This is a genomic window from Arthrobacter sp. B0490 (assembly GCF_002929355.1).
GTDB lineage: Bacteria > Actinomycetota > Actinomycetes > Actinomycetales > Micrococcaceae > Arthrobacter_D.
This window is the reverse complement of sequence record NZ_PJIR01000008.1, coordinates 160,277-175,548: the sequence shown is the minus strand read 5'-3', so window position 1 is coordinate 175,548 and position 15,272 is coordinate 160,277. Positions and strand designations below refer to the sequence as shown.

17 protein-coding genes and 2 riboswitches are annotated in these 15,272 nt (G+C 70.0%); of the genes, 12 read left to right on the top strand and 5 right to left on the bottom strand.

The window, feature by feature from the left end; all coding sequences use genetic code 11:
* The first annotated feature begins 212 nt into the window (after positions 1 to 212).
* The 11 genes from CXQ97_RS13630 to CXQ97_RS13585 all read left to right on the top strand — a co-directional run bounded on the left by CXQ97_RS13630 (position 213) and on the right by CXQ97_RS13585 (position 10,485).
* A complete protein-coding gene (locus CXQ97_RS13630; RefSeq protein ID WP_104181405.1) occupies positions 213 to 968 on the top strand; it encodes a GAF and ANTAR domain-containing protein in 756 nt (251 codons plus the stop codon).
* 37 nt (positions 969 to 1,005) lie between these two features.
* The gene (locus tag CXQ97_RS13625) at positions 1,006 to 1,605 is read left to right on the top strand and encodes a GNAT family N-acetyltransferase (RefSeq protein WP_104181404.1); all 600 of its coding nucleotides are present in this window, start codon (positions 1,006 to 1,008) and stop codon (positions 1,603 to 1,605) included.
* A gap of 149 nt (positions 1,606 to 1,754) precedes the next feature.
* Positions 1,755 to 1,862: an Rv0909 family putative TA system antitoxin gene (locus CXQ97_RS19890; protein ID WP_181035074.1), complete on the top strand. Its 108-nt coding sequence runs from the start codon at positions 1,755 to 1,757 to the stop codon at positions 1,860 to 1,862.
* A 249-nt stretch (positions 1,863 to 2,111) separates the two neighbouring features.
* Positions 2,112 to 3,095, top strand: coding sequence for an ABC transporter substrate-binding protein (locus tag CXQ97_RS13620; RefSeq protein ID WP_104181403.1), 984 nt, complete (start codon positions 2,112 to 2,114; stop codon positions 3,093 to 3,095).
* A 96-nt stretch (positions 3,096 to 3,191) separates the two neighbouring features.
* On the top strand, positions 3,192 to 4,715 hold the full coding sequence (locus CXQ97_RS13615; protein ID WP_104181402.1) for a sugar ABC transporter ATP-binding protein: 1,524 nt from the start codon (positions 3,192 to 3,194) through the stop codon (positions 4,713 to 4,715).
* A complete protein-coding gene (locus CXQ97_RS13610) occupies positions 4,712 to 5,743 on the top strand; it encodes an ABC transporter permease (RefSeq protein WP_104181401.1) in 1,032 nt (343 codons plus the stop codon). The genes CXQ97_RS13615 and CXQ97_RS13610 overlap by 4 nt, the downstream gene beginning before the upstream one ends.
* Positions 5,743 to 6,756 (top strand): galactofuranose ABC transporter, permease protein YjfF, encoded by a 1,014-nt coding sequence (gene yjfF / locus CXQ97_RS13605; protein WP_104181400.1) that lies wholly within the window; start codon positions 5,743 to 5,745, stop codon positions 6,754 to 6,756. Before CXQ97_RS13610 ends, yjfF begins: the two co-directional genes overlap by 1 nt.
* Positions 6,757 to 6,790: 34 nt before the next feature.
* The gene (locus tag CXQ97_RS13600) at positions 6,791 to 7,669 is read left to right on the top strand and encodes an aminodeoxychorismate lyase (protein ID WP_104181399.1); all 879 of its coding nucleotides are present in this window, start codon (positions 6,791 to 6,793) and stop codon (positions 7,667 to 7,669) included.
* 107 nt (positions 7,670 to 7,776) lie between these two features.
* A riboswitch (SAM riboswitch) is annotated at positions 7,777 to 7,894 on the top strand.
* 164 nt (positions 7,895 to 8,058) lie between these two features.
* Positions 8,059 to 8,976, top strand: a complete 918-nt coding sequence (locus tag CXQ97_RS13595) for an ABC transporter substrate-binding protein (protein WP_104181398.1) — start codon at positions 8,059 to 8,061, stop codon at positions 8,974 to 8,976.
* Positions 8,977 to 8,986: 10 nt separating this feature from the next.
* The gene (locus CXQ97_RS13590) at positions 8,987 to 9,751 is read left to right on the top strand and encodes an amino acid ABC transporter permease (protein WP_104181397.1); all 765 of its coding nucleotides are present in this window, start codon (positions 8,987 to 8,989) and stop codon (positions 9,749 to 9,751) included.
* Positions 9,748 to 10,485, top strand: a complete 738-nt coding sequence (locus CXQ97_RS13585) for an amino acid ABC transporter ATP-binding protein (RefSeq protein ID WP_104181396.1) — start codon at positions 9,748 to 9,750, stop codon at positions 10,483 to 10,485. The genes CXQ97_RS13590 and CXQ97_RS13585 overlap by 4 nt, the downstream gene beginning before the upstream one ends.
* A gap of 114 nt (positions 10,486 to 10,599) precedes the next feature.
* Here the strand turns inward: CXQ97_RS13585 and CXQ97_RS13580 are convergent, their stop codons facing one another.
* From CXQ97_RS13580 to CXQ97_RS13570, 3 genes are read right to left on the bottom strand one after another with little or no spacing between them, the layout of a single operon-like run.
* On the bottom strand, positions 10,600 to 11,397 hold the full coding sequence (locus tag CXQ97_RS13580; protein WP_104181395.1) for an energy-coupling factor transporter transmembrane protein EcfT: 798 nt from the start codon (positions 11,395 to 11,397) through the stop codon (positions 10,600 to 10,602).
* Positions 11,394 to 12,878 (bottom strand): ABC transporter ATP-binding protein, encoded by a 1,485-nt coding sequence (locus CXQ97_RS13575; RefSeq protein ID WP_104181394.1) that lies wholly within the window; start codon positions 12,876 to 12,878, stop codon positions 11,394 to 11,396. The genes CXQ97_RS13580 and CXQ97_RS13575 overlap by 4 nt, the downstream gene beginning before the upstream one ends.
* Positions 12,875 to 13,483: an ECF transporter S component gene (locus tag CXQ97_RS13570; RefSeq protein WP_104181393.1), complete on the bottom strand. Its 609-nt coding sequence runs from the start codon at positions 13,481 to 13,483 to the stop codon at positions 12,875 to 12,877. Before CXQ97_RS13570 ends, CXQ97_RS13575 begins: the two co-directional genes overlap by 4 nt.
* Positions 13,484 to 13,544: 61 nt before the next feature.
* A riboswitch (TPP riboswitch) is annotated at positions 13,545 to 13,669 on the bottom strand.
* Positions 13,670 to 13,812: 143 nt separating this feature from the next.
* On the opposite strand from CXQ97_RS13570, the gene CXQ97_RS13565 reads away from it, so the two are divergent.
* The gene (locus tag CXQ97_RS13565) at positions 13,813 to 14,073 is read left to right on the top strand and encodes a DUF4235 domain-containing protein (RefSeq protein WP_104181392.1); all 261 of its coding nucleotides are present in this window, start codon (positions 13,813 to 13,815) and stop codon (positions 14,071 to 14,073) included.
* Positions 14,074 to 14,133: 60 nt separating this feature from the next.
* On the opposite strand, the gene CXQ97_RS13560 is transcribed toward CXQ97_RS13565, so the two are convergent.
* Together CXQ97_RS13560 and CXQ97_RS13555 are read right to left on the bottom strand one after the other, a co-directional pair.
* Positions 14,134 to 14,499: a hypothetical protein gene (locus CXQ97_RS13560; RefSeq protein WP_104181391.1), complete on the bottom strand. Its 366-nt coding sequence runs from the start codon at positions 14,497 to 14,499 to the stop codon at positions 14,134 to 14,136.
* Complete coding sequence (locus CXQ97_RS13555; protein WP_104181390.1) at positions 14,442 to 15,260, bottom strand: aromatic acid exporter family protein; 819 nt, start codon at positions 15,258 to 15,260, stop codon at positions 14,442 to 14,444. The genes CXQ97_RS13560 and CXQ97_RS13555 overlap by 58 nt, the downstream gene beginning before the upstream one ends.
* Between the last annotated feature and the right edge of the window lie 12 nt (positions 15,261 to 15,272).

Genomic DNA, 15,272 nt, shown 5'->3' with positions numbered 1-15,272 from the left:
GGCCTCCCGGGCGTGGGAACGTCGGGGATCGGCGCGGGGGTGGACAAAGGGACGGGATTCCGCATGCCCCGCCGGAGCCGACGGCGGGCAGCGGACCGCTGGCCGTATAGTTCTCGGGAGTGGTACCGCGTTCCGGGTACCACCGAACCGGCTCAGCAGGGAGCCCTCCTTCCGTGGTGCGAGCACTGTGCGATGAATGGACGAAGGCCTCAATGCCTGATGAAGACGAACTCGCCTACGAGACCGAGCAGGATCCGGTCGGGGCGCTCCTGCAGGACATGGTCCTCGAGAGCGAGGACGTGCAGGACTTCCTCGCCGGGCTCGCGACCATGGCCTCCGAAGCGTTCACCGGGGCGTACGGCGAGGTGTTCTGCGGGGTGACGCTCCTGCGTCCGCGGTCCATGATCACCGTCGCGAGCAGCAGCGACCGGGCCCGTGAGGTCGACGAGGTGCAGTACGGGTTCGACGACGGCCCCTGCCTCAGGGCTGCCCGCACCGGCGCCACGGTGCACATCCGGGACTTCCTGACCGAGGAGCGCTTCCCCGAGTACCGTGAGGCCATCGCGTCCTACGGACTCCGCTCCGCGCTCGGCATCCCCATCCGGCTCGAGGACGGGGCCAGTGCGGGTCTCGACTTCTACTCCACCAGTCCGGACGTCTTCGACGAGAAGGGCATCGCGGTCGCCGAGGGCCTGGCACGCGACGCCTCGCGGTCCCTGCGGCTGGCCGTCCGCATCGCCACGCTGAGCGAGGACAGCCGCAACCTGAAGGCCGCGATGACGTCCCGCACCACGATCGACACGGCCGTCGGCGCGATCATGGCCCAGAACAGGTGCACGCAGAAGGAGGCGTTCGCGATCCTCCGGCGGGCGTCGTCCTCCCGGAACGTGAAATTGCGGGACCTCGCCGTCACCATCCTCGCGTCGGTCGGTCAGACGGAACCCCTTGCCACCCACTTCGACCACTGAGCCCGGTGACACCCTCCCGCGCGGCCAGGGTCGGGTCATGAGCGCCCTCACCCCCGTCACCCTGCACGGCACCCGCGTCGTCCTCGAGCCGCTCGCGCCCGAGCACCACGACGGTCTCGTCGCGGCAGCCCGCGACGGGGAGCTGTGGAGGCTCTGGTACACCTCGGTGCCCACGCCGGAGGGCATGGCACGGGAGATCGACCGGCGGCTCGCGCTGCAGGGCTCGGGCACGATGCTGCCCTTCACCACGCGGCTGGCCTCCGACGACGGGTCCGGCAGGATCATCGGCATGACCACCTACATGAACATCGACCGGGACACGCCGCGGGTCGAGATCGGATCCACCTGGAACGCAGCCTCGGCCCAGCGGACCGGCACCAACACGGAATCCAAGTACCTCCTGCTCCGCCACGCCTTCGAGGTGATCGGGTGCCCGGCGGTGGAGTTCCGCACGCACTGGCTCAACCACCAGTCGCGCGAGGCGATCACCCGGCTCGGCGCGAAGCAGGACGGCGTGCTCAGGAGCCACACCCGGTCCGGGAACGGGGAACTGCGCGACACCGTCGTCTACTCGATCCTCTCCCACGAGTGGCCCATGGTGCGCGACCACCTCCTCTTCAGGATGTCGGCCCACTGAGCATCCGCCCGGCGGTCCGTTGTCAACCGGATCCTGCCGGTACCGTCCTCCTTCCGGCGGGTGCAGGATGAAGGCGTCAGACCGCGGCAGCTCCGGTGGGCCGCGGACCGGTTCGACTGAAAGCAGGCTCTATGGCGGACATTGGTGGAATGGCTGACAAGGCCAAGGATTACGCACAGGACAACCCCGAGAAGGTGGACCAGGCCAAGGACAAGGCCAAGGACGCCGTCGACGGAAAGAACGACGATCAGAAGTAGCTGATCCCCGACCGGAGGCCGGGCCGCGCAATCGCGGCCCGGCCTCCGCTGCCTGCGCAGGATGCCGCCACCCGCCGCCGGGGCCGCCGCACGGGCTCGCCGGGCCGACGAAGATCGCGACAGGATTGTGTCCGCAATCCCTTGACCCGCTATTTGTTACCGTTCACAATTGCCGCAGGGCTCCCCGCCCCTGCAGCAACGACGGTGCAGATAGCCCCTTGCTGTGGTCCCGAATCGTAGGAGGCAGCAGTGTTCAGGAAATCCCTCGTGGCGGTCGTTGCCGCCACCACCCTCGCCCTCACGGCCTGCGGCGGCGGGTCCGGTTCCGATTCCGGGGGCGGTGGCGCCTCCGACGACACGATCACCATGGGCTTCGCCCAGGTCGGCGCGGAGAGCGGCTGGCGCACCGCCAACACCAAGTCGATCCAGGAATCCGCGGAGGAAGCGGGCGTCGACCTCAAGTTCTCGGACGCGCAGCAGAAGCAGGAGAACCAGATCAAGGCGATCCGGTCCTACATCCAGCAGCAGGTGGACGTCATCGCCTTCTCCCCCGTCGTCGAATCCGGCTGGGACACCGTGCTGAAGGAGGCGAAGGACGCGGAGATCCCCGTCATCCTCACCGACCGGTCCGTCGACTCCACCGACACCTCGCTCTACAGGACCTTCCTCGGCTCGGACTTCGTGGAGGAGGGCAAGAAGGCCGGCGACTGGCTCGTCGAGGACTCGGCCTCGGCCGAGGGTCCGGTCAACATCGTGGAGCTGCAGGGCACCACCGGAGCGGCCCCGGCCATCGACAGGAAGGAAGGGTTCGAGGCGGCCATCGCGGCGGACCCCGACCTCACGATCGTCGAGTCGCAGACCGGCGACTTCACGCGGAGCGGTGGCAAGCAGGTGATGGAGGCGTTCCTGAAGAACACCCCCGACATCGACGTGGTCTACGCCCACAACGACGACATGGGCCTGGGCGCCATCGAGGCCATCGAGGCCGCCGGCAAGGTGCCCGGCCAGGACATCAAGATCATCACCGTGGACGCGGTGAAGGACGGCATGACCGCCCTCGCGGAGGGCAAGATCAACTACATCGTCGAGTGCAACCCGCTCCTCGGTGACCAGCTGATGGACCTGGCGGCCAAGGTGGTCGCGGGTGAGGAGGTACCGGCACGCGTCGTCACCGAGGAGACCACCTTCACGCCCGAGCAGGCCAAGGAAGTCCTCGCGAGCCGCGAGTACTAGGAACCGACCCGGCCGTCCCCCGGGACGGCAGGGTCGCCAGGAGATCGGGATGCGGTGGGCCGGGCCCGCCGCATCCCGGGCACAGGAGGCAGATCCATGACCGAGACCGTCCCCGTGGTGGACATGCAGGGCATCTCCATCGCCTTCCCGGGCGTGAAGGCGCTCGACGGCGTCGACTTCCGGCTGTTCCCCGGGGAGGTCCACGCCCTCCTGGGCGAGAACGGCGCCGGGAAATCCACCCTCATCAAGGCACTCACGGGGGTCTACGCGGTCGACGACGGCACCATCACCGTGATGGGGACCCGTCAGAGCTTCGCGACGCCGGCGGCGGCGCAGGCTGCCGGGATCAGCACCGTGTACCAGGAGGTGAACCTCTGCCCCAACCTCTCCGTGGAGGAGAACATCCTGCTCGGGCGTGAACCCCGCAGGCGTGGCGGGATCCACTGGCGGAACGTCCGCCGGAGGGCGGAGGAGGTGCTCGAGCAGCTGCAGCTGGGACACATCGATCCCCGGTCCGTCCTGTCCTCGCACTCCATCGCCATCCAGCAGCTCGTCGCCATCGCACGCGCCATGCAGGTCGACGCCAGGGTGCTCATCCTCGACGAGCCCACCTCCAGCCTCGACGCCGACGAGGTCCAGCAGCTGTTCTCGGTCATCCGTACCCTGCGCGACCGGGGCGTCGCGATCCTGTTCGTGTCCCACTTCCTCGAGCAGGTGTACGAGGTCTCCGACCGCATGACGGTCCTCCGCAACGGCAGGCTCGTGGGTGAGTACCTGACTCCCGACCTGCCGCGCATGGGCCTGATCTCGAAGATGATCGGCAAGGAGCTGGACGCCCTGGCCGAACTCGAGGAGGCGGAGAGCCGCCGCCATCCGGACCGCACGCAGGAGGTCCCGTTCCTCCGCGCGGAGGGCCTGGGCCGGAAGGGCTCCGTCCGGGACGTCACGGTCACCGTCCACGCCGGTGAGATCCTCGGCCTCGCAGGTCTGCTCGGGTCCGGCCGGACCGAGACGGCCAGGCTCCTCTTCGGCGCCGACAGGGCGGACCAGGGGCAGCTCAGCATCGGCGGGACCGCCCGCACCCTGCGCACCCCGCGATCCGCCATCGACCGGGGCATCGCGTTCTCCTCCGAGAACCGGAAGGAGGAGGGACTGATCGGGGACCTCTCGGTGCGCGACAACCTGATCCTGGCCCTGCAGGCGGGCAAGGGCTGGTGGCGCCGCGTCCCCCGGACCACACAGGACGAACTGGCCGAGCGGTTCATCAGGGCGCTCGACATCCGCCCCTCCAACAAGGACTCGCTCATCCGGGACCTCAGCGGAGGCAACCAGCAGAAGGTGCTGCTCGCACGCTGGCTCATCACCGATCCGAAACTGCTCATCCTCGACGAGCCGACCCGGGGCATCGACATCGGCGCCAAGACGCAGATCCAGAAGCTCATCAGCAGCCTCGCGGCCGACGGCATGTCCGTCGTCTTCATCTCGGCCGAACTCGAGGAAGTGCTGCGCCTCAGCGACCACATCGCCATCCTCAAGGACCGGCAGATGGTGGCGGACATACCCAACGACGGAGTCACCATGGAAGACGTCATGACGGTCATCGCGGGGACGAACGCATGAGCGCGCTGCTGAGGCACCGCCTCACCTGGCCCGTCCTCGCACTGGTCCTCCTGCTCCTGCTCAACCAGCTCTTCCGGGCGGACTTCCTCTCCGTCCGCGTCCAGGACGGCCACCTGTTCGGGAGCCTCATCGACATCCTCCGCAACGGGGCCCCGACCATCCTGATCGCCCTCGGGATGACGCTCGTCATCGCCTCACGGGGCATCGACCTGTCGGTGGGTGCCGTCGCGGCGATCGCCGGCGCCGTCTCCTGCATGTACATCTACAGTTCCCCCGACCCGACCTCCCTGCGGACCGCCGCCACGGGCGTCGCGATCGCCGTCGTCGCCGGCCTCGTCCTCGGCGCGTGGAACGGCTTCCTGGTCTCGGTCATCGGGATCCAGCCCATCATCGCCACGCTCGTCCTCATGACCGCCGGCCGGGGACTGGCGCAGCTGGTCACCGACGGCCAGATCATCTCCGTCTCCAACGACTCCTACCAGGCGATCGGCGCCGGCTTCTTCCTGGGCCTGCCCATCTCGATCCTCATCGCGGCGGCCGCGTTCGGCGTCGCGGGCCTGCTCACGCGCCGCACGGCCCTCGGCACGCTCATCGAGGCCGTGGGCATCAACCCCGTGGCCAGCCGCCTCGCCGGACTCGATGCCCGCACCATCACCTGGACGGTCTACATCTTCAGCGGACTGTGCGCGGCGGTCGCCGGGCTCATGATCAGCTCGAACGTCACGGCTGCGGACTCCAACAACGCCGGGCTGTACATCGAGATGGACGCCATCCTCGCCGTCGTCATCGGCGGCACCTCCCTCGCCGGGGGCCGGTACAGCCTCGTGGGGACGCTCGTCGGAGCGCTCATCATCCAGACCCTGACCACCACCGTCTACACGCTGGGCATCCCGCCCGAAGCCACCCTGGTCTTCAAGGCGCTCGTGGTGATCATCGTCTGCCTCCTGCAGTCCAGCAGGGCCCGCACCCTCCTCGGCCGACGCAGGCGCCCCGTGACCGAGCAGTCCCAGGTGGAGGTGGCCGTCTGATGTCCGTCCTCACGCGCACACCCGCACCGCTCGACCGCTCCCGCCTCAGCCGGCTGCAGGGCAGGGCGCGGTACGCGCCGACCCTCGCGACGGTGGGCCTGTTCCTCGCGATGTTCGCCGTCGGCGCCGCCATGTACCCGGGGTTCCTGTCCGGGCAGGTCTTCCTCAACCTCCTGATCGACAACACCTTCCTGATCGTGCTCGCCGTCGGCATGACGTTCGTGATCCTCACCGGGGGCATCGACCTGTCGGTCGGCTCCGTCGTCGCGCTGTCCATGATGATCGCCGCCTCCCTCCTGCAGGCCGGCTGGAACCCGGTCGCCATGATCGCCCTCGTGCTCCTGACGGGCGCGACCTTCGGCCTGCTCATGGGGCTGGTCATCCAGGTCTTCGAGATCCAGCCGTTCATCGTCACCCTCGCGGGCCTGTTCCTCGCGCGTGGGCTCTGCTACGTCATCAGCGTCGACTCCATCACGGTGACCGACCCGTTCTTCACGTCCATGGCCCAGGCGAGGATCCCGCTGGTGGGGAAGCTGTTCGTCTCCCCCGGCGTCGTGATCGCGCTGCTCGTCGTCGCCGTCGCGTTCTACGTGCTGCACCAGACGCGGTTCGGCCGGACGGTGTACGCCATCGGCGGCGGGGAGTCCTCGGCGCTGCTCATGGGCCTCGCCGTCCCCCGCACGAAGGTCCTCGTGTACGGGATCAGCGGGGTGTGCTCCTCGATCGCCGGGATCCTGTTCTCGTTCTACAGCCTGTCCGGGTACAGCCTGGCGGCCACGGGGCTGGAGCTGGACGCGATCGCCGCCGTGGTGGTGGGCGGGACGCTCCTGACCGGAGGGTACGGCTACGTGCTCGGCTCCCTCGCGGGGGTGCTCGTCCTCGGCATCGTCCAGACCTTCATCTCCTACGAGGGCACCCTCAGCTCCTGGTGGACGCGCATCGTGATCGGCGCCCTGCTCCTCGCGTTCATCCTGCTGCAGAAACTCTTCACCCGGAAGGTGAGACTCACCTGACGACCGCGGATCGACCGGCCGATACGCTGGGCCCATGACCGTTCTCGTGTTCCTCGACCCCGCCTCCGACGACGGCAGGGTCGCCGACGCCTCACAGCCGCAGCTCCTGGCCACCGATCTCGGAGCCACGCGCGGGGACGGGGTCTTCGAATCGATGCTGGCCGTCGACGGGACGCCCCGCAAGGAACAGGCGCACCTGGCCAGGCTCGCGTCGTCGGCCGCCGCCCTCGACCTCGCAGTGCCCGGCGCCGACGCGTGGAGCCGGGCCATCCGCACCGGCCTCCGCGAGTTCGCCGCGGCGGACCCGGGCAGGAGCACCGCCGTCGTGAAGCTGGTCGCCACCCGCGGGGTGGAGGGCGCGGGACGGGCGACGGCGTGGGTACAGGTGGCGCCCGTCCCGGCGGCCACGCTGGCGCAGCGCGAAAAGGGCCTGAAGGTCCTCCTGCTCGAGCGCGGGTACGACAGCACCGTGGGACAGCGCGCGCCGTGGCTGCTCCTGGGGGCCAAGACCCTCTCCTACGCGGTCAACATGGCCGCGATCCGCCACGCGAAGGCCGCCGGCGCCGACGACGTCATCTTCACCTCCTCCGACGGCAAGGTCCTCGAGGGGCCCACCTCCACCGTGCTGCTCGCCCGCGAGCGTGACGGGCGGAAGACCCTCGTCACACCGCAGCTCGAGAGCGGCATCCTGGCGGGCACCTCGCAGGCCGCACTGTTCACGGCGGCGAAGGAGCAGGGGTGGGAGCTCGGGTACGGTCCGCTCGAACCGCACCACCTCTTCGAGGCCGACGCCGTCTGGCTCATCTCGAGCATCCGGCTCCTCGCCCCGGTCCTCTCGCTCGACGGCCGGGAGCTCCGTACCTCGGCCGCCCTGACCGCCGAACTCAGCGGACTCGTCGACCGTTTCGTGTAATCTCCGCCACACAATGCGCCCCGACAGGCGGATTTCCACGTCAAGGAACGGAATAGTGACGTTCCCGTTTTGACCCGGCCCTCCGTGCTGCCCTAGCGTTTTGCTCAAATCAAGAGTTCCAGCCATCGGCCCTGGCCGGCTGGACAGCAACCCTCTCCCGTAGTGGGGTGCTCCAGGTGAAGATTCGGCCGCCGGGTCCAGTCCCCCGGTTGGCAAGTACGGCGTCGTGCGGTCCGTCCCGGTGTTTCGTCCGGGTCCGCCCGCCACAGCGCGCACAGCCCAGAACAGCGAGCGTGTCACCCAGCAGCCAGTAGCCCCCCGCCGGCCCCCGGCGCCCAGCAGCCCCACCCAGCGCGCCCTCACCCGGGCACGCCTCCAAGAAGGACACCATGAACCTCTCCCGCAAGGTCCTCGCGGCACTGACCGTGCCCCTGCTCGCCCTGACCGTCTCCTGCGGCAGCAGCAGCAGCAGCGAACCCACCGAGACCACCGACGCCCTGGCCGGCAGCGACCAGCAGTCGCTGGACAAGTACACCACCGACACCACCACCCCGGTCGAGGAGATCGACACGGCGGAACTCGGCCTCATCACCGACGGCACGCTGCGCGTCGGCACGCTCTCCGACGCCCCGCCGAACATCTTCCTGGAGGACGGCGTCTTCACCGGCTACGACAACGAACTGCTGCGCGCCATCGGCGACAAGCTCGGCCTCGAGGTGGAGTTCGCGTCCACCGACTTCTCCGCGCTCCTCGCCCAGGTGCAGAACAAGCAGTACGACGTCGGATCGTCGTCGATCTCCACGACGGAGGCCCGTCGCGAGAACGTCGGCTTCACCAACGGCTACGACTTCGGCTACATGGCCGTCGTCGCGAAGAACGGCTCCTCGGTCACCGGCTTCGACTCGCTGTCCGAGAGCACCCGCATCGGCGTGGTCCAGGGCACCGTCCAGGACGACTACGTCTCCAACACCCTCGGCCTCGAGCCCGTGCGCTTCCCGGACTACAACACCGTGTACGCCAACGTGAAGAACGGCCAGGTGGACGCGTGGGTCGCGCCGTCGCAGCAGGCCACCGGGCAGGTGAAGGAAGGCGACGACACCACGATCGCCGAGACGATCATCAACACCGAGAACTTCACCGCGTACGCCGTGAACAGCGAGAACCAGCCGCTCATCGACGCCCTCAACGCTGGCCTCGACGCCGTCGTCGCCGACGGCACCTGGACGGAGCTCACCCAGGAGTGGTACCCGGACCGCGAGATGCCCTCCGACTGGAAGCCCGGCAGCAAAGCCGTGGAAGTAAAGTAGCGGTCGCTGCATGGATGCCCTCGAACAGCTCGGGAAGACGTTCTTCGACTGGGAGGCGATGGCCGCCGTCCTGCCCGACCTCCTGACCGTCGGACTGCCGAACACGCTCATGCTCGCCCTCGCGTCAGGGATCATCGGGACGATCGTCGGCATGATCCTCGCGATCATGGGGATCTCGCGGAACCGGGTGCTGCGGTGGATCGCCCGCATCTACACGGACATCTTCCGCGGGCTCCCCGCCGTCGTGATCATCCTGCTCATCGGCCTCGGGCTCGGGCCGATTCTCCGGCAGGTGACGGGCAGCACCAGCCCGTACCCCCTGGGCATCCTCGCCCTCTCGCTGATCGCCTCGGCGTACATCGGCGAGATCTTCCGGTCCGGCATCCAGAGCGTGGAGAAGGGCCAGCTGGAGGCCTCGCGTGCCCTGGGCTTCAGTTACAGCTCGTCCATGCAGCTCGTGGTGGTCCCCCAGGGCGTGCGGCGTGTGCTGCCCGCCCTGGTGAACCAGTTCATCTCGCTCATCAAGGAGTCGTCGCTGATCTACTTCATCGGCCTCGTCGCCAGTGAGCGGGAACTCTTCCGGGTCGGCAACGACGCCGCGAGCAACACCGGCAACCTGTCGCCGCTCATCGCGGCCGGCGTGCTCTACCTGTGCCTGACCATCCCTCTGACGCACCTGGTCAACTTCATCGACAACCGGCTCCGTGTGGGCAAGAAGCAGAAGCCCGAACCGGACGAACTGGCCGCGAAGATCGGCGAAGGAGCAAAGGCGTGACGACTCTCGAATCGGGAACCCTGACCGGGCAGAACCTGCACCTGTCCTTCGGCTCCAACCATGTGCTGCGCGGTATCGACCTGCACGTGGAGCAGGGCACGACGGCGTCCGTCATCGGCCCGTCGGGCTCCGGGAAGTCGACGCTCCTGCGCGTCCTGAACCGGCTGATCGAACCGGACGAGGGGGACATCCTGCTCGACGGCCGGTCCGTCCTCAAGGACAACCCGGACGAGCTGCGGCGGCGCATCGGCATGGTCTTCCAGCAGTTCAACCTGTTCCCGCACAAGACCGTGCTGGAGAACGTCTCGCTGGCCCTCCGGAAGCTCCGCCGGATGCCGGCCGGCGAGGCGCGGGAGAAGGCCCTCGCCCAGCTGGACCTCGTGGGGCTGAAGCACAAGGCCGACGTCCGTCCGGGCAACCTCTCGGGCGGGCAGCAGCAGCGCGTGGCCATCGCGCGGGCGCTCGCCATGGACCCCGAGGTGATGTTCTTCGACGAGGCGACCTCCGCGTTGGACCCCGAACTCGTCAAGGGCGTGCTCGCCCTCATGGCGGATCTCGCGGCGGCGGGCATGACCATGGTCGTCGTCACCCATGAGATGGGTTTCTCGCGCAACGTCTCCGACACCGTGACCTTCATGGATGCCGGCGTCGTGGTGGAGACCGGCCCACCGGCCGCGCTCTTCGACGATCCGCGGACGCCGCGCCTGAAGTCGTTCCTCTCGGACGTGCTCTAGGCCCTGCGTCAGTCCCGGCACGGGGGTCCGCATCGGCGGGCCCCCGTGCCGTTCACGGTGAACCCTCCCGGGACGCCGCGGCGCCCCGGGGCCCGGGAGGCCCGGGAGGCCCGGTCAGGAGAGCAGGAAGTTCCACGTCCCGGCGAGCCTTGCCGCCGTCACCGCGCCCGCGGCGATGAGCAGCCCGACGCCGGCGACGACGGCGTCGAGCCCCGAGAAGGTGCTCGTCCGGGCCCAGGTGCGGCTCGCGCCGCCGAAGCCGCGCGCCTCCATCGCCGTCGCGAGGCGGGTGGCCCGGCGGATGGCCTGAACGATCAGCCCGAAGGACTGCCCCAGCAGGTTCCGGGCGCGGGCGAGCACGGAGCCGTCCGAGCCGATGCCGCGGGCGTGCCGCGCGAGCCCGAGGGTCTCCCACTGCTCCACGAGGAGCCCCACGAGCCGCAGCGCTGCCAGCCCGCCGAGGACGAAGCGGTGGGGCAGGTGCAGCTTCTGCGCGAGGGCGTCGGCGAGGTCCGTGGGGTCCGTGGTGAGGAGGATGAAGATGCCCGGCAGCGCCAGCCCCAGTCCCCTCAGCCCGACGGCGACGCCGGCGGCCACGGATCCCTCGGTGAACAGGAACGGCCCGGCATCGAGCAGGACCGCGCCGGTCTTCTCGGCGAGCAGGGCGGTCCCGTAGGCGCCGACCACGGCGGCGACGAGGAGCGGCCAGATGCGCCGGGCGAGGCCGCCGATGCTGATGCCCAGCAGCGGCATGAGGGCGAGCTCGCAGGCGAGGACCACCGCGGCGCTCACCCAGTCGATGCTGGCCAGGAGCGCCAGCGTGATCGCGACGGCGGCGAAGAGCTTGGACACGGGATTGGCCCGCAGCAGCGTCCTCCCCGTGAGGACCGGGGTCAGGTAATCGCCGCTCATCGGGCCACCAGCCGTCCTGCTCCGCCGGAGATGTGCAGGGTCGCACCTCCGAGGGCGGCGATGAACTCGGCGTCGTGCGTCACCGAGAGGACCGCGACGCCGTCGTCGACGAGTTCGCGCAGCAGGGTCACGAGCTCGGCCCAGGTCAGGGCGTCCTGGCCGAATGTCGGTTCGTCGAGGATGAGGACGCGCGGGGCCGTGGCGAGCATCGTCGCGACGGACAGGCGCCGCTTCTCCCCGCCGGAGAGCGTGAACGGGTTGGCCTTCAGCAGGTGCGTGAGGCGCAGCCGCTCGGCGACCGCCCCGCTGCGGGCCGGGTCCACGGCGCCGGCCTGCCGCGGCCCGAAGGCGAGCTCGTCCTCGACGCTCGCGGTGAGGAACTGGTGCTCGGGCTCCTGGAAGACGGTCCCGATACGCTGGACGAGCTGTGCCGACCGCCAGCGGAACGGGTCGCTGCCGGCCGTTCCCGCGAGGGCCGGCGCGGCGGAGAGGCGTCCGGCGCGGGGGCGCAGCAGGCCCCCGAGCGTCAGGACCGCCGTCGACTTCCCGGCGCCGTTGGGCCCGGTGATGCTCAGGGCTCCCCCGGACCGGACCTGCAGATCGAGGTCTCCGACGGCGACCCGACCACGGCGGGTCCTGGCGACGCCGAGACCCTCCGCCGACAGGAGGGTTCCGCCCCCGGGTCCGGAGGGCACCGTCCCGCCGACCGCCGGTGGCCGCCCCGGCACCCACACACCGGCGGAGGCGAGGCGCGCCCGGGTGTCCTCCTGCCCCAGTACGGTGCCCGGTGTGCCGTCGGCGAGGATGCCTCCCGCGGCGTCGAGGACGATCACGCGGTCGACGACGTCGGCCCAGACGGCCACACGGTGCTCGACGACGACGAGCGTGGCCCCGGTGCGGTCGAGCACCCTGACGACGGCGTCGCGGACCTCCAGGACGCCCTCCGGGTCGAGGTTCGCGGTGGGTTCGTCCAGCAGGAGCAGCCCGGGTTCCATCGCGAGGACGGAGGCGAGGGCGAGGCGCTGCTTCTGGCCGCCGGACAGCGCGGTGGTCGGGTGGTCGAGGGGCAGGTCGAGGCCGACGTCGTCGAGCGCCCGGCCCACACGACGCCAGATCTCCTCCCGGGGCACGGCGAGGTTCTCGGCGGCGAAGGCCACCTCGTCGCCCACGCGCGCGAGGACCACCTGCGTCTCGGGGTCCTGGAGCACGAGCCCGGCCCTCCCCCGCGCCGCCGCGGGCGGGGCGCCGTCGAGCAGGAGTGCGCCCTCCTGCTCGCCCTCGTCGTGGCTCCCGAGCAACCCGGCCAGGCCGTGGAGCACCGTGGACTTGCCGGCTCCCGAGGCACCGAGGAGCAGCACGCGTTCGCCCGGCCGGAGGTCGAGGTCCAGGTGGCGTGCGGCGAAGGCCCTGCGGCCTGCGTGGCGCCACCCCCATCCCCGGGCGCGGACGTGCACGGGGCCCGGGGACGGGGCTGCTGTCACACGTCCGCCGTACGGCCCGCTGCGAAGGCGGACAGGACGCCCGTCCGCGCGAGTCCGCGCATCGCCAGCCAGGACAGCAGGCCCGCGATGACGATGCCGGAGATGCCGGCGAACAGCGCGTAGAGGAGCTTGAACTCGAACGCCCAGAGCGCGTTGTAGAGGATGTTCTCGCTGATCGCGAGCGCCAGGCCCGCCCCGAGGCCGGCGAGCAGCGCGACCGGGAGGTTCCACCGACGGTAGAGGAAGAGCAGGAACACGAGCTCGGCACCCGCGCCCTGGATGGCGCCGGAGAGCAGCACGCTGATGCCGAACTGCGTGCCGATGAGAGCAGAGACCGCCGCGGCGAGGGTCTCGCAGTAGATGGCGGCCCCGGGCTTGCGGATGATGAGCCCGCCGAGCACGCCCGCGATGAGCCAGCCGCCCGTGTACAGGCCGCCGAGGGGCGGGAAGCCGGCGGTGAGGAGACTGATGCCCGAGTAGCCGGCGGACCACGCGAAGAACAGCACGCCGACGGCGACGGCGATGACCGACGCCACGACGATGTCGACGACGCGCCACTGACGGGTGGGTGTCGGGGTGCCCGGAAGGGCTGTTGATGATGCCATGGGATTCCTCCTGGGATGCAGGAGGGGAGGGCGACGGGCCGTCGCCGAAGCGATGTCCGTGCACCCTGAGAACTCGACTCCCTTCGCCGGTACTAGCCGGATCAGGTTCGAGGGTCTGCGGCGGTCCGCACTCTCAGCGCCCGCTCCGGCAGCATGCTGCGGATCGGCGCTCCCCTGTCGTTGTTGGTTGAGCGCTACCGATCCTACACCGGCGGATCACGGCGCCGTGCGCCGGTTCCCGGGTCTCCGCGCCCCACCGCCCTCCCTGCGAAGGGGCGCGGAGCACGACTAGGCTAGGGCGAGGACTATTCGGACCAGAAGGAGAAACCATGACCCCGGTGTTCAAGTTGCTCGGCGTCGGCATGAGCGTTGGTGCGGGCTTCGTCGGGACGAAGCTCGTCGACTTCCTGTGGGAGAAGATCACGGGCGAGGCGCCCCCGAAGAGCAAGGACGGGCTCGAGAACACGCTGCGTTCCGCCCTGGTGTTCGCCATCGTCTCGGGTGCCGTGAGCACCACGATCCAGGTGCTCACCAACCGCTCCACGCAGAAGGCCATCGACCGGTTCTCGAAGACCCGCGACCTGACCTGAGCCGCGACGGAAGGGGAGGAGGGACACCCGTTCGGGGCGTCCCTCCTCCCCTTCGTCGTCCTACTCCGCGCCCTCGATGTGCAGTCCGGGTGTCACGGCCTGCACGATGCGATGCAGGCTCATGGCGATCGCGGCCGCCGCACCGAAGGGCATGTCCCTGGACGACGACTCGTAGGCCGCGGCCGCCAGCACCCTGAGGCTGTCCTGCGCCGTCCGGAGCGTGGCGGCATCGTCCTCCTCGACCGTCCAGAGGTCGAGGACGTCCCCCACGGCCGTGAAGGCGCGCTGGAGGGGTGGCCGCACCGCCGCCGGGATCGGGTGCTCGCGGGGCGTCCCGTGCAGCCCGTCCTGCAGCATGTTGGTGATGTTCAGCGTGTGGGCCGCGACGACCTCCAGGACCTCGACGTGCTCGTAGTCGCGCTGCACGTCGCGCGGGTGGAAGCGCCGTCGCACGTTCCCTTCCGGCTCTCGTCCGCGTACTGCAGGGCGTCCCGCGCGTTCCGGGCGGACGCCGTGAGATCGTCCCGCCGCTCCGACCAGCGCGGGTCGTCCGCGACCCAGTTCTCCTCGAGGGCCTCGCCCATCTCCTGCAGCTGCCGCGCCGCGGTCCTGCGGAGCCGGCTCATCTGGCCGACGGCGTCGTTCAGATGGAGCGGCGGCAGGATCAGCGCGCTCACCGCGAGCCCCACCCCCACCCCCACCACCGTCTGGACGAAGTAGCCCAGCGAGTAGCCGAGGTTCTCGTCGCCGATGACGAGGACGAACAGCCCGGCGGAGGCGATCCCCGAGCCGCCGCCCGCCGTCCTCCTCAGGGCGCCGGCCAGCAGCACGCCCACCCCGACGACGAAGGCGATCGTCCCCCAGTTCGGATCCCCGGCCCAGACCGCGATGTGCGCCAGGACGATCCCGATGGTGAGGCCGATGACGGTCTGCAGCCCCGACTTGAGCGTTCCCGCGACCGTCGGATAGATCGCGAGCAGCGCACCGAGCGGCGCGTAGTAGGGATACCGGGAGGCCTCCCCCGGGATGGCGAGCGCGATGGTCCAGGCGAGGGCGGCGGCGAGGGCGGCCTTCGCTGCGAGCAGGAGCTGGGGGTTGAGCACCGCGGACCGCAGGCGGTCCTTCAGGTCGTCGTCGAGGCGGGCGGCGAGGACGCCACGGCCGGTGGGGATCCTGTTCTTGGCCATCCTGCAGTATCG